This window comes from Allobosea sp. CCNWLY174, from assembly GCF_037120455.1.
GTDB classification, from domain to species: Bacteria; Pseudomonadota; Alphaproteobacteria; order Rhizobiales; family Beijerinckiaceae; genus Allobosea; species Allobosea lupini.
In genome coordinates, this window is record NZ_JBBBBQ010000002.1 from 226185 (window position 1) to 250113 (window position 23929).

Here is a 23929-nt window from a genome sequence, read left to right on the forward strand (position 1 = left end):
GAGGCGCGGAGAACCCTTCTCCCCTCGGGGGGATGAGGGCCGCGTTAGGCGGGGTGAGTGGTCGACGGCTCGCCCGGTCGAGCCACCCTCATCCCCCTGCCGGGACCTTCTCCCCCGAGGGGAGAAGGGGGTTGCCATGGGAAAAGGAGGCTACTCCCCCATCGCGATCAGCGAGGCGTTGCCACCCGCCGCCGCGGTGTTGATCGTCACCGTCTGCTCGGTGGCGAAGCGGGCAAGATAGTTCGGGCCGCCGGCCTTGGGGCCGGTGCCCGACAGGCCGTGGCCGCCGAAGGGCTGCACGCCGACGACCGCGCCGATCATGTTGCGGTTGACATAGATGTTGCCGGTCGAGAGCCGGTCGACGACGCGCTCGACCGTGGCCTCGATGCGCGAATGCAGGCCGAAGGTCAGGCCGTAGCCGGTCGCCTCGATCTCGGCGAGCACCTTGTCGAGCTGGCCCGCCTTCCAGCGCACGACATGCAGGACCGGGCCGAAATGCTCGGCGGCGAGGTCCGCGACCTTGTCGAGCCTGACGATGTGCGGGGCGACGAAGGTGCCGGGCAAGGAAGGCGTCTTGCCTGCATAGGTCACGCGGCCGGCCGAGCGCATCGCGGCGATATGGGCGTCGAGGCGCTCCTTGGCGGCAGCGTCGATCACCGGGCCGACATGGGTCTCGATCTCACGCGGGTCGCCGAGCGTGAGCTCGCGGGCGGCGCCCTCGATCATCTCGACCATCTTGTCGGCGACGTCCTCCTGCACGACGAGTAGGCGCAGCGCCGAGCAGCGCTGGCCGGCCGAGCGGAAGGCGGAGAGGACGACGTCGTCGGCGACCTGCTCGGCCAGAGCGGTCGCGTCGACAATCATGGCGTTGAGGCCGCCGGTCTCGGCGATCAGCGGCACGATCGGGCCGTCCTTGTTGGCGAGCGCGCGGTTGATGGCGCGGGCGGTCGCGGTCGAGCCGGTGAAGGCGACGCCGGCGACGTCCTTGTGCGCGACCAAGGCGGCGCCGAGCTTGCCGTCGCCGGGGGCGAAGTGCAGCGCGGTTTTGGGGATACCGGCCTCATGGAGGAGGCGGACGGCAAGCGCGGCGATCAGCGGGGTCTGCGGCGCGGGCTTGGCGACGACGCTGTTGCCGGCGACCAGCGCCGCCGCGACCTGGCCGACGAAAATCGCGAGCGGGAAGTTCCAGGGCGCGATGCAGACGAAGGGCCCACGGCCGCGCAGGATCAGGCGGTTGTCCTCGCCGGTCGGGCCGGGAAGGGCGGTCGGCACGGCGAACTTGGCCTCGGCTTCGGCAGCGTAGTAGCGCAGGAAGTCGACGGCTTCGCGGAGTTCGGCGATGGCGTCGTCCAGCGTCTTGCCGGCCTCGGACTGGAGCAGCGCCAGGATCGGGCCGCGGCGCGCTTCCATCAGGTCGGCGGCCTGGCGCAGGGATGCGGCGCGGTTGCGGGCGGGCGTCGCGTTCCAGGCGTGGAAGCCGGCCTTGGCTGCGGCCATCGCCTTCTCGGCGCTCGCGGCATCGCCCTCGGTGACGCGGCCGACCGGCTTGCCGTCGATCGGCGAGAGCACGTCGCGAGCGGTACCGGTCCCGGGCTTGCCGTCGATCAGCGGCACCGCCTCTGGCACGGGCTTGGCGGCAGCGGCGCGGATCTCGGCGAGGAGGGAGCTGAGGCTCTGCGCATCGCCGAGCTCGACGCCGGCGGAGTTGCGGCGCGACGGTCCGAAGAGCTCGGCCGGCAGCGGGATGCGGCGATGGCGGGCTGCGCTCGGCGTCCCGATGATGTCGGCCGGCGGCACCAGCAGCGTCGCGACCGGCACGTCGGGATCGCCGGAGACCGAGACGAAGGAGGAGTTGGCGCCGTTCTCGAGCAGGCGGCGGACGAGATAGGCGAGCAGGTCCTGATGGCCGCCGACCGGCGCATAGGTGCGGCAGGCGAAGCCGGCGTCCGACTGCAGCAGGCGCTCATACAAGGCCTCACCCATGCCGTGCAGGCGTTGGAACTCGAAATTCTCGGCATCGCCGGCGAGCTCGGCGACGGTGGCTACGGTCAGCGCATTGTGGGTGGCGAACTGCGGGATAATGCGCGGGCGCAAGGCGAGGAGCTGCTTCGCGCAGGCCTCGTAGTTGAGGTCGGTCATCGCCTTGCGGGTGAAGACCGGATAGTCGGGCAGCCCGCGCTCCTGGGCGCGCTTCAATTCGGTATCCCAATAGGCGCCCTTGACCAGGCGGACCATCAGCCGGCGGTCATAGGTCTCGGCCAGCGCCGCGATGTGGTCGATCACCGCCGCGGCGCGCTTCTGATAGGCCTGGATGGCGAGGCCGAAACCGTCCCAGCCGGCGAGAGAAGGCTCGGCCATCACCGCGGCGATCACGTCGAGCGAAAGCTCGAGCCGGTCGGCCTCCTCGGCGTCGACGGTGAAGTTGAGGTCGTATGTCTTGGCCTGGCGGGCGAGCTCGATCACCTTTGGGGTGAGCTCGGCGAGGACGCGCTCGCGATTGGTCGCCTCATAGCGCGGATGCAGCGCCGAGAGCTTGACCGAGATGCCCGGGCGGTTCGGCAGCCTGTCGTTGCCGGCGGAGCGGCCGATGGCGTCGATCGCGTCGGCATAGGACGCGTAGTAGCGGTCGGCATCGGCCTGCGTGCGGGCGCCTTCGCCGAGCATGTCGAAGGAGTAGCGGTAGAGCTTGCCCGAGCCGGAGCGGGCGCGCTTCAGTGCCTCCTCGATCGTCTGGCCAAGGACGAAATGGTTGCCCATCACGCGCATCGCCTGGCGCGTCGCGGTGCGTACGGCCGGCAGGCCGAGGCGCTTCGAGAGGTTGCCGATGATGCTGGTCGGGGTCTCGCCCGGCTGGATGATGCGGGCGGTGATGCCGAGCGCCCAGGACGAGGCCGAGATCAGGAAGGCGTCGGACTTGGATTCGTGATGCGCGAAGTCGCCCTGGCCGAGCTTGTCCTCGATCAGCCGGTCGGCGGTGGCGGCGTCGGGCACGCGCAGCAGCGCCTCGGCCAGCACCATCAGCGCGAGGCCCTCCTTGGTCGAGAGAGAGTATTCGCGCAGCAATTCCTCGATACCCCCTAAGCCGACCTTGCGGGTGCGGATCGCGTCGACCAGCGAGGTGGCGCGGGCGTCGATCCTCGCCTTGGCCAGGGGATCCCGGCGGCCGCCGGAGAGCAGGCGACCGGCGATCGCGGCATCGTCCTCGGCATAGGGGGCATGGAAGACGGGCGCAGGGGCGGCCATGAAGAAGGCTCCGGGTCTCGGCGGCGGGATGATCTGCAGAATCATCGCAATGAGGCTGGATATCAACGGAGATTTCGGCAAAGATGCAGCGATTTATCCCGCTGGAAACTCAGATGGCAGAGAATAATCCGGTTCTCGATCGAACCGACCGGCGCCTGCTTGCCCTGCTGCAGAGCGATGGCCGCGCTGCCGGCGTCGAGCTGGCGGAAAAGGTCGGGCTGTCGCCGACCGCGACGGGCGAGCGGCTGAAGCGGCTGGCGCGCGAGGGCTTCATCACCGGCTACCGCGCGACGCTCGATCCGGTGAAGCTCGGCCTCAACCTCCTGGTCTTCGTCGAGGTTTATCTCGACAAGACGACGCCCGACGCCTTCGAGCGCTTTGCGGCAGCGGTGAAGCGGGCTCCTGAGGTGCTGGAATGCCATATGGTCGCCGGCGGCTTCGATTATCTGGTCAAGACCCGTGTGGCCGACATGAACGCCTATCGCCGCTTTCTCGGCGATGTGCTGCTGGCGCTGCCGGCCGTCCGCGAGACCCGCACCTATGCGGTGATGGAGGAGGTCAAGACCGACGGCGCGCTGCCGCTGTGACACAAGCGGCACTGCCGCAGAAAAACGTAACCATTTCCGCGATTTCGCCGCGATCTTGCCGTGTTGGCGCTTGACCTGCCTGCTAGGGAAGTCTTGGTTGCTTTGCGTCTCCAGTATGGTGCTCCGTAAGCCCCGTCGGAGAGGTCCTTGCGTCCGTGTCGGCTATGGTCGCTCCGGAGTTTGCCATGTCCGTTGCCATGCCCCTGCCTGGCGCGCCGATCTCCCGGCGCGGGTTCGGGCGTTTCCTCGCGGGAACCGGTGTTGCGGCCTGGGCCGGCTTGCGCAGTGCGCCTGTCGCAGCTGCCACCATCCCGTTGCGCTTCACGCTTGATTGGCGTTTCGAGGGACCGGCGGCGCTGTTCCTCACTGCTCTGGACAAGGGCTACTTCCGCGACGAAGGGCTGGACGTCACGATCGAGCCCGGGACGGGGTCGCGTGAAGCGATCCCCCGGGTCGCAAGCGGTGACTTCGATGCCGGCTTCGGCGATGTGAATACGCTGATCCGCTTCCGCGACGAGAAGCCGACGATCGATCTCAAGGCGGTGATGATGGTCTATGACCGGCCGCCTTTCGCGATCGTCGGGCGCAAGAGCCGCGGCATCAGCAGCGATCCCAAGAGCCTGGAAGGCAAGAAGCTCGGCGCTCCCGCCGCGGACGGCGCCTTCGCGCAATGGCCGGTGTTCAGGAAGGTCAACGGCATCGACGACGCCAAGATCAAGCTCGAGAATATCGGCTTCACCGTGCGCGAGCCGATGCTGGCCTCCGGCGAGCTCGATGCGATCTTCGGCTTTGCCCACACCTCCGTGATCAACATGAAGGCGCGTGGCGTGCCGGCCGAGGATATCGTCACCTTGCTGATGGCCGATCATGGCATCGAGCTCTACGGCAATGCCGTGATCGTCTCACCGAAGCTGATCGCGGAGAAGCCGCAAGCGGTGCGCGGCCTGCTGCGGGCGATCACGCGCAGCGTCCGCGATGTCGTCGCCGCGCCGGAGGCGGCGATCGCCGGCGTGCTCCAGCGCAATGACGGTGCCCGTGCCGAGATCGAGCTGGAGCGTCTGAAGATGGCGCTCGACCACTATGTGATGACGCCGGGCGTCAAGGCGAACGGCTTCGGCAGCATCGACAAGGCGCGCTGGCAAAAGGGGCTCGACCAGATCGGGCTGGCTGTCTCCTTCAAGGACAAGGCCAAGGCCGGCAATGCCTTCGCCGAAGGCTTCCTGCCGGCGGAGGCCGAGCGGGCGTTCTGACCGGCCGGGCAGTTGACCTTAGGCCAAGGTGACAGCGGCTTTCGGCTTCGCATATCGTGCGCCGCTTTTTGCAAGAGCGGGCGCTGACCGGCGTATGCTCGATCCGTCATCCTGGGCCTGCCGCATGCTTCCCGACATCCGTGACTATGAGCGCCTGCGCGCTGCTTTCCGCTGGCGCATTCCGGAGCGCTACAATATCGGCGTCGATTGCTGCGATCGCTGGGCCGCGGTCGATCCCGGGAAGATCGCGATCTTGGAGGTTCAGCCCGACTGGTCGATCGTGCCGGTCAGCTATGGCGAGTTGCGGGTGCAGTCGAACCGGTTGGCGAATGCGCTGCGCAAGCGCGGTGTCGGCGAAGGCGACCGGGTCGCGATCCTGTTGCCGCAAGGTCGTCTGGTGCCGATCGCACATATGGCAGCCTACAAGCTCGGCGCCATTGCGGTGCCGCTGGCGGCTTTGTTCGGTGCCGACGCGCTGTCCTACCGCCTGCGCGATTGCGGGGCGAAGGCGCTGATCACCAATGCGGCCGGGCTCGCCAAGCTCGGCCAGATCGAGGAGCCGCTGCCGGACCTCGAGCTGGTGATCTCGGCCGACGGGCCGGACGGACGGGCTCAAGGGCTCGCGCGCCTGCTGGAAGCGGAAAGCGATGATTTCGCGCCGGTCGACAGCGGGCCGGACGATCCGGCGCTGATGATCTACACCTCCGGCACCACCGGCAATGCCAAGGGTGCGCTGCATGGTCACCGGGTGATGCTCGGCCATCTGCCAGGCGTGGAGATGCCGCATGAATTCCTGCCGCAGCCTGGCGACCTGCTCTGGACGCCGGCGGACTGGGCCTGGGCCGGCGGCCTGCTCAACAATCTCCTGCCGGCGCTGCATCACGGTGTCCCGATCGTGGCGCGGCCGGCGGCCAAGTTCGATCCCGATGAAGCACTGCGGCTGATGGCGGATCTGGGCGTGCGCAACTGCTTCATCCCGCCGACGGCGTTGCGGATGCTGCGCGCAGTCGAGAATCCGCGCGGGCGCTATGATCTCAAGCTGCGCACGGTTGCGTCGGGCGGCGAGGCGCTCGGCGCCGAGACACTGGCCTGGGGCCGCGAGAAGCTCGGCCTGACGATCAACGAGTTCTACGGCCAGACCGAGTGCAATCTCGTGCTCGCCTCCTGCGCCGCGATCGGGGTGGTCAAGCCGGGCTTCATCGGCAAAGCGGTGCCGGGCCATGAGGTCGCGGTGCTCCGGCCAGACGGCAGCATCTGCGAGCCGGAAGAGGAGGGGCAGATCGCGGTGCGCCGGCCCGATACGGTGATGTTCCTGCACTACTGGCGCAAGCCAGAGGCGACGGAGGCCAAGTTCATCGGAGACTGGATGACGACGGGCGACCAGGGCTCGCAGGATGCGCAGGGCTATATCCGCTTCGTCGGCCGCGACGACGACGTCATCACCTCGTCAGGCTACCGGATCGGGCCGAGCGAGATCGAGGACTGCCTGTTGCGCCATCCGGCGGTGGCACTCGCGGCGGTGGTCGGCAAGCCTGACGCGCTGCGCACCGAGATCGTCAAAGCCTTCATTGTGCCGAAGCCGGGCTACTCGCCGACGACGGAGCTTGTCGCGGAGATCCAGAGCTTTGTGCGCGAGCGGCTCGCGGCGCATGAATACCCGCGCGAGATCGAGTTCCGCGAGGAATTGCCGATGACCACCACCGGCAAGATCATCAGGCGGCTGCTGCGCGACGCCGGGTGAGCTGCGTCGTCCGGCGCGTAGCTTTCGCCGTCACGGAGAGGCGGACGTCACCGAGGCGCTGCGACAGCGTGACGGCGTTGAGGCCGGGCAGGTCGGCGAGAATCTCGCGCTGGCGGCCGCGGCGGCCGAGCCAGGCGACGAGCTGGGCCAACGGGGCGAAGCTGGCGAAGCGCTCGTCCTGCGCGCCCGAATAGAGCCAGAGGCGCGGGCTCTTGCCGATCAGGATTGCGCCCGCGACCGGCTTGTCGTCGAGGCTCAGCAGGCCGACCCGGCAGCGATGGCCGCGCGCCAGATTGCGGGTCATGGCGCGCAGGAAGGCGCTTTCGCGGATGTCCTGAAGCGCAGCGCCGCCGGCGCGTGCCAGCGAGCCAGAGGCTTCGAGCGCCAGATGGAGCTCGACCATGTCGCGCAGGTCCTGGCGCGAGGCCGATTCGGCAAAGGAGAGCTTGCCATGGCGTGACAGGCCGTGACGCAGGGCCGCGAGATCCGGCGTCGCCGGGGAGGCTGGTGCGGAGGCCGGCTCAATGGCAGCGGCATGGCTGGTGCGCTGGGCTGCCTGCAACAGGCCGTGCAGCAGCGGGCCGTCGAGATCGAGACGGCTCAGCTGCAGGGTCTGCGTATCGGCGAGGCCCCAGCGGCCAGGCGCGTGGAGCAGGGCAGCGACGACGCGTTCCACCTGGTCGATGTCGATCAGCGGCGTGGCGAGGCCGAGCCGGGGATTGTTCCAGCCGATCAGCTCGTCCTGGCCCAGCAGCCTGCGCCTGAGGCGGGCCGGCACGAAGCCGAGCAGGCGGCGTGGCGCGGTGGGGCCATCCCAGAACAGCAGCACGGAGACGTCTCGGAAATCGACGAGATGCTGCGCGGCGGGCAACGCGAAATCGGGCTCGCAGAACGGGTTCAGCTCGATGGCGCGGCCGGCGAGGTCGCGCCATTCGGCCTCGATGGCGGCGCAGGCAGCGAGCGGGCGGCGCTCGATCGTCAGGCCGGCCGGGCTGGAGACGGCAGTCTTCGGCACGGTCTCGTCCGGCGCAGCCGGGAATGCAGCGAGGTTCGGCATGGCGCAGCCCTTTCGCGGCTCGCCCCGCTTCGGTGCGCTTCCGTGCCGGATCGGCACGTGGGCGCGGGGCGGGACAGGGTCTGCGCGTGACGAACCAAGAAGCGGGCCGGTGTAAGCCGGTCAGGCGTGGTGGTGATGATGCTCTGACCGGACTGGCGCGGGACGGCCAAGGAAGGCCGACCAGAGCCGGGCCACCGTCTCTTCTTCCAGATCCTTCACGATCAGCACGAGGCGGGAGCGATGGTCGGTGTCGGGCCAAGTCGGCAGCAGCACCGGCGGGTGCAGGATCTGCTGGACGGCATGGACGAGCAGCGGGCCTTCGGGGTGTTCGGCGAGGGCGACCAGCCCCTTTAGCCGCAGCAGCTTTGCGCCATGGGTTGAGCGCAGCAGGGTCCAGAACAGGTCGAAGGTCGCCTCGCGGATCGGCGCCTCGGCGGTCAGGGTGAAGGCGCGGATGCTGGCGTCGTGGCGATTGACGTCGTGGTGATGATGATGGCCATCCCCGCCGTGATGATGGTGGTGCCCGTCGGCGTCGCCATGATCGTGGTCATGATCGTGATCATCGCCGCCCAGCGTTTCCGCCGCGAGCCAGCGGCGCAAGTCGTCCGGGCGTTCGGCGATGTCGTAGAGGCCGGCGCCGATGATCGCTTCGGCAGGGGCTTCGGGCGCGAGGATTTCAACACCCGGATTGAGTTCGCCCATCCGCTTGCGCAGCGCCGCGACCGCTGCGCCGTCGGTCGCGATATCGGTCTTGCTCAGAACCAGCCGGTCGGCGGCGACGACCTGGCGGAGCGCCTCGGGGTGGGCGTCGAGCGTGGCCATGCCGTTGACCGCGTCGACCAGCGTGACAACGCCGTCGAGCCTGAAGCGCATGGCGAGATAGGGGTGGTTGATCAGCACATTGAGGACCGGCGCAGGGTCGGCGAGGCCGGTGGTCTCGATCACCAGGCGCCTGAACGGCGCGACGCGGCCATTGTCGAGGCGGCGCAGCAGATCCTCGAGCGTGACGATCAGGTCGTCGCGGATGGTGCAGCACAGGCAGCCCGAGGCGAGCAGGATCATGCCGTCCTCGATGCCCTCGACGAAGAGGTGGTCGAGGCCGATCTCGCCGAACTCGTTGACCAGCACGACCGTGTCGGCCAGTGCCGGGTCCTTGAGCAGACGGTTGAGCAGGGTGGTCTTGCCGGCGCCCAGGAAGCCGGTCAGCAGCGTCAGCGGGATCGGTTCGGGGCGGACGGACTGCTCGGACATCGGTGGTCAGTTTCCCTACACGGCCACCGCAGCCAATCGGCGGGCTCGCTTTTGTTCCAATATTACATTGGCGATGATCGCGGCAACGACAAGGGCGCCGCCGGCATATTGCAGCGCGCCGACGCGCTCGCCGAGGAAGACTGCGGCGATCGCGACGGCGAAGACCGGCTCGGCGCAGAAAGCGAGCGCAGCTGGGCCGGGCGCGACGCGGGCGAGCGCCATCACCTGGAGCAGGAAGCCGATCAGATAGCCACCGATCGTCACCGCGACCGCGACCGGCGCGAGCAGCAGCGCCGAGGGCAGCTGGAACAGGCCGGTGAGAGCGAGGATCGCCAGCGTCACCGGCAGGATGACGAGATGCGACCAGAACAGTTTTGGAATGGTGCCGGTGTCGGCGCAGCGCGCTGCCGAGAAGAACTGCACCGCGGCCAGCACGCTGGCGGCGAGCGCGAGAGCCAGCCCGCGCGGGTCGAGCCCGTGCCAGTCGGGCCCGACCACCATGGCGACGCCGAGAAAGGCGACAAGCGCGATCACGACCCGGTCGAGGCTGAAGCGGGCTGGGGTGAGGAACGGCTCGGCGAGAACGATCAGGATGGGAAAGGTATAAAACACCACGGCCGCCACCGTGATCGGCAGGAAGGCGACCGAGGAGAGATAGGCGCAGGCGGTGAGCGCCGTGCTCAGGCCGAACAGGGCGAGCGCCGACCAGCGCCGGCGCGGCACGACGAGGCTGGCGCGCCAGATCAGCGTCGCGCCGATGACGAGCGCCAGCATCAGGAAGACGCGGTAGAAGACGATGAGCGGCCCGCTCAATCCGGCATGGCCGGCGAGCTGGGCGCTGACGATATTGGTGCCGAATGCGGCGGCGGAGCCGAGCGCCAGCGCGAGGCCGCTCTGGGCCGAGGAGGCGCCGCGCTCGTGCATGTCAGCCGGACGGGTCAGGCGTCAGGCTTGGCGGCGGGCTTCGTCCCAGGGCGGGCCGCAGGCTTCGCCAGCGGCTTGGCCTGCGCCTGGCTCGGCTTGGCCTTGGCAGGCTCCGCCTTTTCCTGCTTCGACCTGGTCAGCAATGGCTTGGCAGCCGGCTTGTTCGCGGCCTTGATTCCGGCGGCTGCGCCCGGGCGCAGGCTGGCGGGTGTCGCGGCGCCGGGCTGGACCGCGCCCTGCAGGCGCATCGGGCCGGAGCCGAGCGCCGCAGTAGCGGGCGTCTCCTCCTGCGTCGGCGCGACCGGCGCGAAGGCGGAGGAGGCCGGCGGGATCGCGCCATTGCGCGAGAAGGTGCGGTTGCCGGCGACGAGCCCGGCGGCGACGGGCGCGCCCGGCTGGATCGTCTCGCGCGCGACCTGAGTGTCGGGCCTGGCCACGACATTGGCGGCGAGCGGCGCCGAAGCCGAGCCCGGCGTGCGGCCGAAGGAGACCTGGATCGGCTCGAACTTGGCGCGGGGGCCGAGCGTGATGCGGCCGGAGGGCGCGCGGGTCAGCACCGAGCCGGAGGAGCCGGCCTGCGGCACTGCCGCGGCAAAGCGGTCGGAGGTTCCCTCGGCATTGCCGCCGACGCCGCTGTTCGTCGAAATGAAGCTGATCGGCCCCGATGTCTCGGCGTCGTCGCCGAGCGCGTGGCCGCCGCGGCGGACGCTGTCGCAGATGCTGTAGGCACGCCCGCCATTGCCGGACGGCATGCCGGTAACGCTGCCGCCGAAGCCACCCCATTTGCCGAAGCCGTCGTCGAGCAATTGCGCTGCCTTGACGGTGCGCTCCGCACCGGAGCTGGCGCCCATCACGACGGCGATCAGCGTGCGGCCATTGCGCGTGGCGGTGGTGACGACATTGAAGCCGGAGGCGCAGACGAAGCCGGTCTTCATGCCGCTGACGCCGTAATAGCGGCCGACCAGCCCGTTGGTGTTGTTGAGCACCTGCTTGCCGAGCTGGACCGCGCCGGTGTTCCAGTAATCGGAGTAGCGACCGAATTCGCTCATCAGGGCCATGGCGAGCACGGCGAGGTCGCGGGCGCTGCTCTGCTGGTCAGGATGGTGCCAGCCATTCGGGTTGACGAAATGCGTGTCGTTCATGCCGAGCCGCTGGGCCTCGGCGTTCATCATCGAGACGAAGGTCTCGACATTGCCGCCGACACCCTCGGCGATGACATAGGCGATGTCGTTGGCCGACTTCACCATCATGATGCGCATGGCGTTGTCGAGCGTGATCTCCTGGCCGGCCTTGATGTAGACCTTCACGCGCGGCTGGCTGGCGGCGAGCTTCGAGGCCGGGATCGCGGTCTCAAGTCCGATCCTGCCCTCGCGCACGGCCTTGAGCGCGAGATAGAGCGTCATCATCTTGGTGGTGGAGGCCGGATGCCAGGCCTGGGTCGGGTTTTCGCTCGACAGGACGGCGCCGCTCGAGGCGTCGACCACGATGCTGGTGCCGGCTTGCGCCGGGACGGCGGCAGCGAGGAGCGAGGCGAGCGTGGCGCCGGCGGCGAGACGGAATGAGATCATCGGCTGAGGTCTGAACCTGTCTTGGCGGGGGCCTGGGGCTTCAACGCGACGCTTGAGGCATTTTCGAGACGGCGGGCGACAATCCTGCCTCGCTCATGACGCATACCTACCCTTCATCGGGTGATTTGCCTAGCGTGGCGTGGCGGTCCAAAGCAATGCGGTGCTCTTTCTACGGGACCTCCGCGCGTGAGCTTCAGCCTTCTGTGGATACCGGTGACGCTTGCCGCCTCGCTGCTCCAGACCGCGCGCAACCTGACCCAGCGCTCGCTGACCGAGGTGATCGGCGTCGTCGGGGCGACGCAGGTGCGCTTCCTGTTCGGCCTGCCCTTCGCGCTGCTCTTCCTCGTTCTGGTCTGCCTCGCCAGCGGCGCCCGGCCGCCCATGCCCGATCTGCGTGCCTTCGGCTTCGCCGTCTTCGGTGCGCTGACGCAGATTCTCGCCACCGCGCTGATGCTGGCGGCGATGCGCGAGCGCTCCTTCGCGGTGACGACAGCCTACACCAAGACCGAGCCGGTGCAGGTCGCGCTGTTCGGGGCGGCGCTGCTCGGCGACGCGCTGGGCTGGCCGAAGTTCGCGGCGATAGTCGTGGCCACTGCCGGCGTCGTGCTGATGTCGTGGAAGCCGGGCGACAAGCTCAGCGCGGCAGGGATGCGGCCGGCTGCGCTCGGGATCGGTGCCGGCGCCGCCTTCGCGCTGTCGGCGATCGGCTTCCGCGGGGCGATCCAGACGCTGCCGGAAGGGCACTTCCTGATGCGGGCGACGACGATCCTCGCTCTTGGCCTGGCGCTGCAGACCCTGCTCCTGACGCTTTACATGCTCGTCGCCAACCGTCCGGCGCTGATCCTCAGCCTGCGCAACTGGCGTCGCTCGCTCACTGCCGGCTTCCTCGGCGCTGCTGCCTCGCAATGCTGGTTCCTCGGCTTCTCGTTGACCACGGCGGCCAATGTCCGCACGCTTGCGCTGGTCGAGGTGCCGCTGGCGCAGATCGCCTCGCGCCGGATCTTCTCTGAAGGCACGAGCTGGCGCGAGCTCTTGGGCATGGCGATGATCGTCGCCGGCGTTGGCGCTCTACTGCTGCTGGCGATTTAAAAAACCGAGCCACTTATTTGTCGCAGTCGCTCCTTACGCCCGCATCGACGGGCCCATGGAGATGGATGATGGCGGTTACCTATCACTACGTCGGAACCTACGACGAACGCATCTTCGAGCGGGAATTCCGGGACCGTTTCGGCAAGAAGCCGCGCTACAACGCCAATGCGATTCCCGACCTGCTGGTGCTGCTCCGCCTGATCAACAGGGACACCAGCATCACCGATATCCGCTGGGCGGCCTATATGCTGGCGACCGTCGCCTGGGAGACGACGAGCCCGGTCACGCAGTTCGTCCAGGCCAAGAACAAGAAGGGCAAGCCGCTGGTCGACAAGGCCGGCAATGCGGTGATGCTGAAGCGTCGCGCCTGGCTGATGACGATGGCGCCGGTCGACGAGGTCGGCCATGGCAAGGGCCGCAAATATCACGAGCCGGTCAAGGTCGCGACGCTCGCCGATGGCAGCGTCCGCGTCACCGAGCAGGATGGCGACCAGTTCAAGATCACCGCAAGCGGTGCGATCTCGAAGCTGACCAAGGGTGCCAAGATGGGCACTGTCGATGGCGGCGCCGCGGTCAAGGCCTACAATGACGATACCGGCACCGAGCTCGCCTATTTCGGGCGTGGCTATGTCCAGCTGACCTGGTGGTCGAATTATGCCACGACCGGCGCCGCGATCGGGCAGGGGCTCAATCTGCTGCTCGACCCGGAACTGGTGAAGACCCCCGCCATCGCCTATGCGGTGATGTCGCATGGCATGCTCACCGGCGATGGGTTCGCCAATGGCCGGAAGTTCTCGACCTATTTCAGCGGCAAGTCCCGCAACTATGTAGGCGCGCGCGCCATGGTGAACGGATCCGACCACGCCAAGGACATCGCTGCGATCGCCGAAGTGTTCGAGGCGGTGCTGCTGGCGGCCGGACCGAACCGGCCCATCACCTTCGCGCCACCGATCGATTCCAGCCTCGCCGGCATGCCGCTGCCGGGAGCCCGGTTCACCAGCCAGTCGAGGTTCTTTCAATGATCGGCCGGTCAGTGGCCGCTGCTGCGGCCACCCTCATCTTTGCGGCCGGCGTCGCCATGGCGCAGCAGCCAGGCAGCGCGCAGCGCTGCGGCTGGCTCGACAATCCGAGCCCGGGCAATGCCTCGCTCTACGACAGGGACGGGGAGTGGACGATCGCCGTGCAGGGCGGGCATCAGGCGAAGGGCGACTGGCCGCCGCCCTACAAGGCGGGCGAATGGCGCAAGAGCGGCAATGGCAGCTATGGCTATGGCTGCGCCTGCATGACGGTGAAGGTGGACGCCGAGGAGAAGAACGTCATCGAGATCGTCTCGGCCAAGGCGCGCCCGCTGGCTGCGTGCCGGAAGGACAAGGCACTGTCGGAGGTCGAAAAGACGCTGCGCTAGCCTTGCGGGTCGGAAGTCGCGCGAGGGGGTCGCGCGACATCTCGTCATGTCCTGACCGCAGGGCCGGTCGGCGCTCGCTCGCCGCGGGCTCTTGATCCGCTTGACTTCGCCCGGTTTCGTTGGCCTTTCCTCGCACAGGAGGAATGCGCGCTTGATGGCTTGTGGCCACGGGTGCGTGGAGGCAGATGTAGTGTATCTGCACATCAACCAGGAGATGGCTATGAGCGCTGCAATCGTCGGCTGGGCCCACACGCCTTTCGGTAAGCAGGATACCGAGACCGTCGAGAGCCTGATCGTGCGCGTCGCCACCGACGCGCTGATCGATGCCGGCATCACCGCCGACCAGGTCGACGAAATCGTGCTCGGGCATTTCAACGCCGGTTTCTCGGCCCAGGACTTCACCGCCTCGCTCGTGCTGCAGGCTGACCCGGCGCTGCGCTTCAAGCCGGCGACCCGCGTCGAAAACGCCTGCGCCACCGGCTCGGCAGCCGTCCATCAGGGCGTGCGTGCCATCAAGGCCGGAGCGGCCAAGGTCGTGCTGGTCGTTGGCGTCGAGCAGATGACCACGACGCCCGGCCCGGAGATCGGCAAAAACCTGCTGAAGGCTTCCTATCTCGCGCAGGAGAGCGACGTTCAGGGTGGCTTTGCCGGTGTCTTCGGCAAGATCGCCTCGTCCTATTTCCAGCGCCATGGCGACCAGTCGGATGCGCTCGCCATGATCGCTGCGAAGAACCACAAGAACGGCGTCGACAACCCCTATGCCCAGATGCGCAGGGATTTCGGCTACGCCTTCTGCCGCGAGGAGAGCGAGAAGAACCCTTACGTCGCCGGCCCGCTGAAGCGGACCGACTGCTCGCTGGTCTCGGACGGCGCCGCCGCGCTGGTGCTCGCCGACGAGGAGACCGCCAAGAGCATGCGCCGCGCCGTCGGCTTCCGCGGCATGTCCCATGTCCAGGACTTCCTGCCGCTGTCACGCCGTGACATCCTGAAGTTCGAGGGCGGCGCGCGCGCCTGGCAGCAGGCGCTGGCCGCTGCTGGCGTCGCGCTCGACGATCTCTCCTTCGTCGAGACGCATGACTGCTTCACCATCGCCGAGCTGATCGAATACGAGGCGATGGGCCTGACCAAGGAAGGTGATGGCGCCCGCGCCATCAAGGAAGGCTGGACCCAGAAGGACGGCAAGCTGCCGGTCAACGTCTCCGGCGGCCTCAAGGCCAAGGGCCATCCGATCGGCGCGACCGGCGTCTCCATGCATGTGCTTTCCGCTATGCAGCTCGTCGGCGAGGCGCCGGAGGGCATGCAGGTGAAGGATGCCCGCCTCGGCGGCATCTTCAACATGGGTGGCGCTGCCGTCGCCAACTACGTCTCGGTGCTCGAGCGGGTGAAGTGAGGCGAGGGGCTGCCGGCGAACTCACGTCGGCGGTCATCCAGAAATTGGCCGGAGGGGCGGCGTGATCATCTTCTTCGCGCTGCTGCCGGCCTATGTGCTGTCGATCTTCTATCGCTCGTTCCTCAGCGTGATCGCCGCGCCGGTGATGGGCGACCTGCGCATCGGGCCGGCCGAGTTCGGCATGCTCGGCGCCGCCTGGTTCATGGCTTTTGCGCTGGCGCAGTTCCCGGTCGGCTGGGCGCTCGACCGAATCGGTCCGCGCCGGACGGTGGCGGTGACCATGGCGGTCGGCAGCGTTGGCGCCTTCCTGTTCGCGCAGGCCGGCAGCGCCAATACCGCCACAGCCGCGATGGCGCTGGTCGGAATCGGCTGCTCGCCGATCTTCATGTCGTCGCTCTATCTGTTCGCGCGGACGCAGGCGCCGGCACGCTTCGGCCTGTTGACCTCGATCTTCATCGGCCTCGGCTCACTCGGCAATCTCGTCGGTGCTGCGCCTTTGGCGCTGGCGGCCCAAGCCTATGGCTGGCGCCCGACCATGCTCGCCTTCGCCGTGGCCTTCCTGCTCGCAACTGTGCTCGCAGCAGTGCTGGTGCGCGATCCACCTGAGGTCACCGACGCTTCGGGCAAGCATGAGGGGCTGCTGCAGGGGCTGAAGAGCATCGCAGCGATCGGGCCGCTCTGGCTGCTCGCGCCGATCACTCTCGTCGGCTACGCGATCATCGCGACGGCGCGGGGGCTCTGGATCGCGCCTTACATGATGCAGGTGCACGGGCTCGATGGCATCGCCGCCGGCCATGCCGCGCTGGGCATGGCAACGATGATGGTCGTCGGCGCCTTCGTCTATGGCGCGTTGCAGAAGCGGGCGGGCCGCAGCAAGGCGCTGGTCGCCTGGGGCACCGTGGCTACGGGTATCGGATTCGCACTCCTGGCAGTGATCGGTGCGCAGTCGCTGGCCGGCGCCATCCTGCTCTTTGCGATCGTTGGTGGCACAGGCTTCACCTATGCGATCCTGATGGCGCATGCGCGCGAGTTCTTCCCGGCGCATCTGGTCGGGCGCGGCATGACTTTCGTCAATTTCCTGTTCATCGCCGGGGCGGGGCTGATCCAGTGGGGCTCCGGCTGGTTCGTCGCGGCGCAGCGGGCCGATGGGCGCGATGCCGCACTCGCCTTCGCCAACATGCACTGGGGCTTCGCGGCGCTGCTGCTGGTCTCGACCGCGATCTATCTGGCTGCGCCGGAGCGCAAGGCGGCCTGAGGTTCAGGCCTCGCCCGGGGCACGCGCCGCGATCGCCAGTGCGTGCACGCTGCCGGCGAGTTCCTCGGAGAGCGCGGCGTTGACCAGGCGATGGCGTTCGAGCCGGCTCTTGCCGGAGAAGGCGGGCGAGACGATCTCGACTCGGAAATGCGTCTCGCCGCCCTCGCGCCAGCCGGCATGGCCATGATGCTGGTGGGATTCGTCGATCACCCTGAGATGCTCCGGTGCCAGCTGCGCGGTGAGCTTGCCGGCGATCCGGTCGGCCATGGTCGGCATGGATGCTTCTTTCGTGAGGAGATGGAGCGCTGACGCCCCTTGGTGGCGAGAACACCCATTCGCGCTCGACGGTCAAGATCGAGCTTGGGCAGCGCTGCCTCATTGGAGCCGAATTCTCCGGGCTCTCATGTCGAAGCCCGCACTCGCGACCGGGGGCGATGCGGCGTGCGGCCGTTGAGTTTGAAGCGTGGAAATACTATCTAGGGGGCATCCCGGCCGCTTCGGCTGAACCGGGTTCCTTAAGCAATCAGGGTCAAGCTGCCGCCAAGGCGATCGGCTTGCTGCAGGCGCGGAGCGATCCGCGCGGCGGTCGGCTTGTCGGCGCAGCGTTCAACCCGCATAACCATGAGACGATGAACTTCAGCTCGCGCCTTTTCGACCGGATCAGGATCGGCCCTTCCGAGGCGGAAGAGGTGGTCGAGGCAGATGCGCGTCTTTGCGACCATCCGGGTTGCACGAAGGCGGGCGAGTTCCGCGCGCCGATGGGGCGTGGCAAGGAAGGCAAGTTCTTCCAGTTCTGCCTCGAGCATGTGAAGGCCTACAACGCCACCTACAATTACTTCGCCGGCATGAACGACGAGGCGCTCGCGGCCTATGCGAAGCAGGAGGAGATCGGCCACCGGCCGACCTGGAAGCTCGGCGTCAATGCCAGCGCCGCGCGGATGGCGCAGCGCGGGCGCGAGGCCGGCGGGCCGGAGATGCAGGATGCCTTCAACCTGTTCCGTGGCCGCGCCGGCCGCCAGCAGGAACGGGCCGAGCCCAGAGTCGGTGTCCTCGCTAAGAAGGCGCTGGAGACGCTCGACCTCGACGAGAGCGCCGACCGCGCCGCGATCAAGGCGCGCTACAAGGAGCTGGTGAAGCGCTTCCATCCCGATGCCAATGGCGGCGACCGCTCACGCGAAGGCCGGCTGCAGGAAATCCTCAAGGCCTACCAGACGCTGAAGAGCAACGGGCTGGCCTGACATGTCGCAGTCTGGACCGGGCTCGTCGGTCCCGATAGAAAACCGCGGACATATCAGTCGGCGGAGCACGTCATGGCCATGGATTCGCAGGTGATCGCCCCCGCCGATGCGGAGGACCGTCGACGCAAGCCGCCGGTCGTGGTCTACCCCAATGGCAGCCTGCCGGGTGCCGACATGGCGATGCTGGCGCGTGCCCGCCGGACCTTGACCAAGTGCGACGAGATCATTGTGCCGCCGCGCGAGGCCGGCAGTTTCCGCGTGCCGAAGGGCCACTTCTTTCGGGTCGTCAGCATCGAGGGGCCGCAGGTCGGCGACCTCAATCTGTGGAACGCGGACGATCTCGACGAGCGCTTCTTCAGCGGCAAGACGCGCGCCCTGCACGCGACACATGTCGGACTGGGCGACCGGCTCTGGAGCAACCTGCCGCATCTGCGGCCGATGGCGACGATCACCCATGACACGCTCGGCTGGTACGGCTTCGACCAGGATGGCGCCGGCGTGCACGACGTGATCGGCACGCGCTGCGATCCCTATACCCACCGGCTGCTCGGCGATGGCGGCGACTACCATCATTGCTGCCATTCGAACCTCGCCCGCGCGCTGGGACAGGCAAGGGGGCTGCCGGCACGTGAGGTCGAACATCACGTCCATGACGTGCTCAACGTCTTCATGTGCACGGGCTTCACCCGTGACACGCAGCAGTACTTCATGAAGGCGAGCCCGGTCCGGCCCGGCGATTTCCTCGAATTCTTCGCCGAGATCGATCTGCTCGGGGCGATCTCGGCGTGTCCGGGCGGCGATTGCGGCCAGACCCATTCGAGCGACGTCGCCGTCTGCCATCCGCTCAAGGTCGAGATCTACGAGGCCGATCCTGCCGCGCTCGCGGGTTGGCACCCGCCGACGCGCAGCCCTTACGGGCGCAGCCACGGCGAGCAGGGCTGACGCCTGCCCCTTCCATCATGGTCGGGCTTGTCCCGACCATCCACGTCTTCGCTTCGTTGATCGAACTCGATGTTCAAGACGTGGATGCTCGCCACAAGGGCGAGCATGACGCGCTGGAGAATCGTCGTGGTCATGGGTTCCGGGTTCGCCGTTCCAAGGCGCCCCGGAATGACGAACCCGCTTCAGTTCTTCAGCAGCGAGTTCATCCCGTCGGTGTCGAGATTGTCGGAGCCGCGCACGCTGCTGCGCTCGGTCGAGCTCGGCTGGTCGTCCTGACCGCCGCCCGAGGCGACCGCGCCGCCGCCGTCCGCGGCCGGGGCCTGCCCGCCCGCGCCGGCCATCTTGCGCAGCAGCGGGCTGGCCTGGAGCAGTGCGGTCATGCTGGTCGCGGTGTTGTAGCTATTGGGGTCGTTGGGAGCGAGGCCGCCCTGCTTGTGCAGCGCGACGCCCGCATTGCCGGCGTTGTAGAGCAGCGAGCCCGACGAGCCGCCGAGCGTGTCGCAGCGATGGCGCATCTCGGCTGCGTCGCCCTGCTGGCGGGTCGCCATGCAGCGGAAGCGGCTCATCACTTTCGGCCGCCCTGCCGGGTGGTGGATCACCATCAGCGAAGGCGCGCCGCCGGTCGGCGTCGCCGCGAGCTTGACCGAACCATAGGTCGCGGTCGGATTGCCCTTCGCTTTGGCGATGGCGTAGTCGAGATTGGCATTGAACTCGACGGGCTTGGGGTCGAGCTCGAAGACCTTGGCGCCTTTTCCATCCTGCGTCAGGAAATCCATGACGATGATGGCGCGCACCGGTGTCATCTCGCCGCTCTGCGGCAGGCAGTGATGGTTGGTGAGGACATAGTCGCCGGGGAGCAACTCACCCGTGCAATGGGCGCCTGACTGCTTGCCGGTCTTGTTGTCCTTCAGCAGGATGTCGATGCGCCCGACGGGCTTGGCCATCCTGGCGAGCGGGTCGCGCTGGTCGAGCTCCGCGATCGGCTCGAAGGCACCCTTGTTGTTCTCGATGTGGGTGGCGGCGTCGCCGGTGCTTTGGCGCCGGGGCATGCTCACCTTGCCGAAATCGCTGGGGTCGAAGCCCATCGTCTGAGCCGCGGCGGGCCCCGCCAGGGCAAGGCCCACGGCGCCGATGAAGGCGGCGCGGATGTTGGTCCCGGTCAAATTGGTCTGCAGCCATGCGGGCATGCGCTCATTCCTCTCCTCAGCGAATCCCTTGCGGCCCTGCCGCCTGCCGCCTTCCAGCCCGATCAGCGCCAGGACTATGGCGACAATCGGAGCGGTTTCGGGACGATAATCATCCGCACGCGCTTGGGGAAGCCTGAGCTCTTTTCGCGCCGGCGGAGAGCTGGGGACGCCGGTCGGGTCATGCGCTTGTCCCGCCTTAAAAAGCGTTGGTCATCCCGGGCGACCAGAGGGAGACTCGGGATCCATTCCGGAACCTCTTTCGGAAAGGCTCTAGAATGGATCCCGGATCGGCGCGGCTACGCCGCTTGTCCGGGATGAAGATGATTGCTGTCGAGCCCCTAACCTATTGCGAACTCAATGATCCTAGCCCTCAGCCCTTCTTCGCCGAGAGCCCGGCGACGTCTGCGATGATGCCGTCGAGGGCGAAGTCCTTGGGCGTATAGACGCGCGCCACGCCCATGTTCTTCAGCGCGTTCTCGTCGTCAGGCGGAATGATGCCGCCGACGACGACGGGAACGTCCATGCCGGCAACACGCAGCCGGGCGGTGACGTCGCGCACCAGCGGCAGATGCGAGCCGGAAAGGATGGAAAGCCCGATGATGTCGGCTTGCGTCTCCCTGGCCTGCGTTACGATCTCCTCGGGCGTCTGGCGGATGCCGCCATAGGAGACCTGCATGCCTGCATCGCGGGCACGCACCGCGATCTGCTCCGCGCCGTTCGAGTGGCCGTCCAGCCCCGGCTTGCCGACGAGGAAACGAGGTGGGCGGCCGAGCCGCTCGGTCGCCTTGGCGACGGCGGCCTTGACGGTGGCGAGCCCGGCGTCGTCGCCGAGCTTGGTGGTGTCGACGCCGGTCGGGGCGCGGTATTCGCCGAAGATTTCGCGCAGCGTTTGCGCCCATTCGCCGGTGGTGACGCCGGCCTTGGCGCAGGCGATCGAGGCCGGCATGACGTTGCGATCTTCTTTCGCCGCGCTGGCGAGCTCGGTGAGTGCGGCCTCTACCGCCATGCCGTCGCGCGCGGCCCGCCAGGCCTTCAGCCGGCCCACCGCCTCGGTCTCGACCGAATCCGGCACTGTGACGACGGCGCCGTCGCCGGCCGAGAGCGGCGAGGGCTCGCTGGTGGTGAACTTGTTGACGCCGACGACGATCTGCTCGCCGCGCTCGATCGCCTCGATGCGGCGCGCGCCGTTCTCGACCAGCGCCATCTTCATGTAGCCGCTCTCGACCGCGGCGAGCGCACCGCCCATGGCGTCGATCTTCGCCAATTCCTCCAGCGCGGCCGCCTTCAGTTCCTCGACCTTGGCGTCGATCTCCTTCGAGCCGTCGAAGATGTCGCCGAATTCGAGCAGGTCGGTCTCGTAGGCCAGCACCTGCTGCATACGCAGCGACCATTGCTGGTCGAAGGGGCGGGGCAGGCCGAGCGCCTCGTTCCAGGCCGGGAGCTGCACGGCGCGGGCGCGGGCCTTCTTCGACAGCGTCACCGCCAGCATCTCGATCAGGATGCGGTAGACATTGTTCTCGGCCTGCGGCTCGGTCAGCCCGAGTGAGTTGACCTGCACGCCATAGCGGAAGCGGCGATGCTGCTCCTCCAGGACGCTGAAGCGCTTCAGCGTGATCTCGTCCCAGAGATCGACGAAAGCCCGCATCTTGCAGAGCTCGGTGACGAAGCGCATGCCGGCATTGACGAAGAAGGAGATGCGGCCGACGACGCTGCCGAACTCGTCGGGCGCGACCTCCGGCCGGGCCCTGATCGACTCGAGCAGGGCGATCGCGGTCGCCAGGGCGAAGGATAGCTCCTGCACCGGGGAGGCGCCGGCCTCCTGCAGATGGTAGGAGCAGACGTTCGTCGGGTTCCATTTCGGCAGTTCGCGCGCCGTGAACACGACGATGTCGGTGGTCAATCGCATCGAGGGGCGCGGCGGGAAGACATAGGTTCCGCGCGACAGGTATTCCTTCACGAGGTCGTTCTGGGTGGTGCCCTGCAAGGCAGCGCGGTCGGCGCCCTGCTCGTCGGCGGTGGCGATGTAGAGCGAGAGCAGCCAGGCCGCCGTCGCATTGATCGTCATCGAGGTGTTCATCTGCGCCAGCGGAATCTGGTCGAACAGCGCCCGCATGTCGCCGAGATGGGTGATGGGAACGCCGACCTTGCCGACCTCGCCGCGCGAGAGCACATGGTCGGGGTCGTAGCCGGTCTGGGTCGGCAGGTCGAAGGCGACGGAGAGGCCGGTCTGGCCCTTGGCGAGATTGGTCCGGTAGAGCTTGTTCGATTCGGACGCGTCGGAATGGCCGGCATAGGTCCGGAAGATCCAGGGCTTGTCGCGCTGGGCCTGATTCCGAAGCGGATCGATCGCGTTCATGGTCGCTCCCTGCCGTGCCGTCTTGCCGTGCTCGTGCAATCTCGATTGTTGCACTGCAGCGAAGATAACGCCAGTGGTTCGCGGAAGTCGCGCCAGACGTTCGGATAAGGCGCCCGGCCATGCGTCCAAGCGGGTTTCTTGCCGCGGCGCGGGCCTATAGCGTCGCGCGACCTTGTCTTCAGCAGAGTTTCGATGACGCAATCTCCTTCGCCGCGGCCGGCTTTCGCCAGCTGGCTCTCGACCGGCAACAGCATAACCCAGCAGTTCATGGCGATCGGCGGGCGGCCGGATGTCGTTAGCCTCGCCGGCGGGTTGCCTGCCTCCGAAATCTATCCGGTCGAGGCGATCGCTGCCGCCCAGGAGCGGGCGCTGACGCGTTGGGGCACGCAGATCCTCGAATACGGGGCGATCGAGGGGCTGCCGGCGCTGCGGGCGGCGATCGCCGAGCGCTTCAGCGCCGCGACCGGGCGCCGCTTCGGATCTGAGAACGTGCTTCTGACGACGGGCGCGATGCAGGGGCTCGACCTCGTCGGCAAAACGCTGGTCGACCCCGGCGAGCTGATCCTCTCGCAGTTCCCGACCTATCTCGGAGCGCTCGACGCCTGGCGCCCGCGCATGCCGCGCTATGAGAGGCTCGACTGGAGCCTGGAGGCGCCTGGGCAGGATGCGGCGCTGCGCCAGGCCAAGTTCGTCTATGCCGTGCCGAACTATTCCAACCCGACCGGCGTGCTGGTGCCGCAGGATCAGCGCGCTGCCCTGCTCGACAAGGTCGAGGCGGCCGGGACCTGGCTGCTCGAGGATGACCCCTATCTGCCGCTGCAGTTCGACGGGCCGGCCGGGCCGAGCCTTCTCGCCCACCATGCGCAGCGCCATCCGAACGGTGCCTATGCCGGGCCGGTGATCTATCTCGGCACGCTGTCGAAGAGCCTGGCGCCGGGCCTGCGCGTCGGCTGGGTCGTGGCCGAGGCCTCGCTGATTGCGACGCTGGCGCTGGCCAAGCAGTCGACCGACATCGCCTCCAGCCTGCTGACGCAGGCGATCGCGCTGGAGATGATCGAGAGCAATTTCGAGGCGCAGCACATCCCGAAGATCGTCGCGACCTATCGCGAGCGGCGCGATGCGCTCTGCGCCGCGGCAACCACGCATCTCTCCGACTGGTTCGAGTGGGAGGTGCCGCCGGGCGGTATGTTCGTCTGGATGCGGGCCAAGGACGAGGCGATCGACACCGATGCGCTCTACACTCACGCTCTGGCCGAGAACGTCGCCTTCGTGCCGTCGAGCGTATTCGACCCGTCCGGTGGCCTGAAAAGCGCGATGCGGGTCAATTTCACCCGCTCGCCGCCGGAGGTGCTGGTCGAGGGTGTGCTTCGGCTGGAGCGGGCGGTGCGCCGCCTGCTCGCCGAGCGGACCGGCCGGGCGGCCTGAGTTGAATTAAAGAAAAACCGA

The 23929-nt window shown here is 67.9% G+C and carries 19 protein-coding genes; 11 read left to right on the top strand and 8 right to left on the bottom strand.

Annotated features, from left to right (window positions below):
- Window positions 1-150: 150 nt before the first annotated feature.
- A complete protein-coding gene (gene putA / locus V7S63_RS07870; protein WP_336529809.1) occupies window positions 151-3243 on the bottom strand; it encodes a bifunctional proline dehydrogenase/L-glutamate gamma-semialdehyde dehydrogenase PutA in 3093 nt (1030 codons plus the stop codon).
- A gap of 113 nt (window positions 3244-3356) precedes the next feature.
- On the opposite strand from putA, the gene V7S63_RS07875 reads away from it, so the two are divergent.
- The 3 genes from V7S63_RS07875 (at window position 3357) to V7S63_RS07885 (ending at window position 6821) form a co-directional block, all read left to right on the top strand.
- Window positions 3357-3830, top strand: coding sequence for an Lrp/AsnC ligand binding domain-containing protein (locus V7S63_RS07875; RefSeq protein ID WP_336529810.1), 474 nt, complete (start codon window positions 3357-3359; stop codon window positions 3828-3830).
- 185 nt (window positions 3831-4015) lie between these two features.
- The gene (locus tag V7S63_RS07880; RefSeq protein ID WP_336529811.1) at window positions 4016-5080 is read left to right on the top strand and encodes an ABC transporter substrate-binding protein; all 1065 of its coding nucleotides are present in this window, start codon (window positions 4016-4018) and stop codon (window positions 5078-5080) included.
- 124 nt (window positions 5081-5204) lie between these two features.
- Complete coding sequence (locus tag V7S63_RS07885; RefSeq protein WP_336529812.1) at window positions 5205-6821, top strand: acyl-CoA synthetase; 1617 nt, start codon at window positions 5205-5207, stop codon at window positions 6819-6821.
- On the opposite strand, the gene V7S63_RS07890 is transcribed toward V7S63_RS07885, so the two are convergent.
- The 4 genes from V7S63_RS07890 to V7S63_RS07905 all read right to left on the bottom strand — a co-directional run bounded on the left by V7S63_RS07890 (window position 6793) and on the right by V7S63_RS07905 (window position 11621).
- Window positions 6793-7878: a GNAT family N-acetyltransferase gene (locus V7S63_RS07890; protein WP_336529813.1), complete on the bottom strand. Its 1086-nt coding sequence runs from the start codon at window positions 7876-7878 to the stop codon at window positions 6793-6795. The two genes, V7S63_RS07885 and V7S63_RS07890, sit on opposite strands and share 29 nt — an antisense overlap.
- Before the next feature lie 120 nt (window positions 7879-7998).
- Window positions 7999-9129, bottom strand: coding sequence for a CobW family GTP-binding protein (locus V7S63_RS07895; RefSeq protein ID WP_336529814.1), 1131 nt, complete (start codon window positions 9127-9129; stop codon window positions 7999-8001).
- A 15-nt stretch (window positions 9130-9144) separates the two neighbouring features.
- On the bottom strand, window positions 9145-10053 hold the full coding sequence (locus V7S63_RS07900) for a DMT family transporter (protein ID WP_336529815.1): 909 nt from the start codon (window positions 10051-10053) through the stop codon (window positions 9145-9147).
- A gap of 14 nt (window positions 10054-10067) precedes the next feature.
- Window positions 10068-11621 (bottom strand): D-alanyl-D-alanine carboxypeptidase family protein, encoded by a 1554-nt coding sequence (locus tag V7S63_RS07905; protein WP_336529816.1) that lies wholly within the window; start codon window positions 11619-11621, stop codon window positions 10068-10070.
- Between the two features lie 186 nt (window positions 11622-11807).
- Between V7S63_RS07905 and V7S63_RS07910 the strand changes: the two genes are divergently transcribed.
- The 5 genes from V7S63_RS07910 (at window position 11808) to V7S63_RS07930 (ending at window position 16760) form a co-directional block, all read left to right on the top strand.
- The gene (locus V7S63_RS07910; protein WP_336529817.1) at window positions 11808-12710 is read left to right on the top strand and encodes an EamA family transporter; all 903 of its coding nucleotides are present in this window, start codon (window positions 11808-11810) and stop codon (window positions 12708-12710) included.
- A gap of 68 nt (window positions 12711-12778) precedes the next feature.
- A complete protein-coding gene (locus V7S63_RS07915; RefSeq protein ID WP_336529818.1) occupies window positions 12779-13732 on the top strand; it encodes a glycoside hydrolase family 19 protein in 954 nt (317 codons plus the stop codon).
- Entirely contained in the window at window positions 13729-14115 is a 387-nt protein-coding gene (locus tag V7S63_RS07920) for a DUF4087 domain-containing protein (RefSeq protein ID WP_091836147.1), read from the top strand. Before V7S63_RS07915 ends, V7S63_RS07920 begins: the two co-directional genes overlap by 4 nt.
- A gap of 220 nt (window positions 14116-14335) precedes the next feature.
- Window positions 14336-15505 (top strand): acetyl-CoA acetyltransferase, encoded by a 1170-nt coding sequence (locus V7S63_RS07925; RefSeq protein ID WP_091837074.1) that lies wholly within the window; start codon window positions 14336-14338, stop codon window positions 15503-15505.
- Between the two features lie 61 nt (window positions 15506-15566).
- The gene (locus V7S63_RS07930) at window positions 15567-16760 is read left to right on the top strand and encodes an MFS transporter (protein WP_336529819.1); all 1194 of its coding nucleotides are present in this window, start codon (window positions 15567-15569) and stop codon (window positions 16758-16760) included.
- Window positions 16761-16763: 3 nt separating this feature from the next.
- On the opposite strand, the gene V7S63_RS07935 is transcribed toward V7S63_RS07930, so the two are convergent.
- Window positions 16764-17027 (bottom strand): BolA family protein, encoded by a 264-nt coding sequence (locus tag V7S63_RS07935; protein ID WP_091837072.1) that lies wholly within the window; start codon window positions 17025-17027, stop codon window positions 16764-16766.
- A gap of 287 nt (window positions 17028-17314) precedes the next feature.
- Here V7S63_RS07935 and V7S63_RS07940 point away from each other — a divergent pair, with 287 nt between their 5' ends.
- Together V7S63_RS07940 and V7S63_RS07945 are read left to right on the top strand one after the other, a co-directional pair.
- A complete protein-coding gene (locus V7S63_RS07940) occupies window positions 17315-17998 on the top strand; it encodes a J domain-containing protein (protein WP_336529820.1) in 684 nt (227 codons plus the stop codon).
- Between the two features lie 72 nt (window positions 17999-18070).
- Window positions 18071-18940, top strand: coding sequence for an urea carboxylase-associated family protein (locus V7S63_RS07945; protein WP_442896437.1), 870 nt, complete (start codon window positions 18071-18073; stop codon window positions 18938-18940).
- A gap of 182 nt (window positions 18941-19122) precedes the next feature.
- On the opposite strand, the gene V7S63_RS07950 is transcribed toward V7S63_RS07945, so the two are convergent.
- Window positions 19123-20127: a trypsin-like serine peptidase gene (locus tag V7S63_RS07950; RefSeq protein ID WP_100959555.1), complete on the bottom strand. Its 1005-nt coding sequence runs from the start codon at window positions 20125-20127 to the stop codon at window positions 19123-19125.
- A gap of 370 nt (window positions 20128-20497) precedes the next feature.
- Window positions 20498-22483 carry a protein meaA gene (locus V7S63_RS07955; protein ID WP_336529821.1) on the bottom strand — a complete coding sequence of 662 codons (1986 nt, stop codon included), beginning with the start codon at window positions 22481-22483 and terminating at the stop codon, window positions 20498-20500.
- Window positions 22484-22675: 192 nt separating this feature from the next.
- Between V7S63_RS07955 and V7S63_RS07960 the strand changes: the two genes are divergently transcribed.
- Complete coding sequence (locus tag V7S63_RS07960; protein WP_336529822.1) at window positions 22676-23908, top strand: aminotransferase-like domain-containing protein; 1233 nt, start codon at window positions 22676-22678, stop codon at window positions 23906-23908.
- Window positions 23909-23929 lie beyond the last annotated feature (21 nt).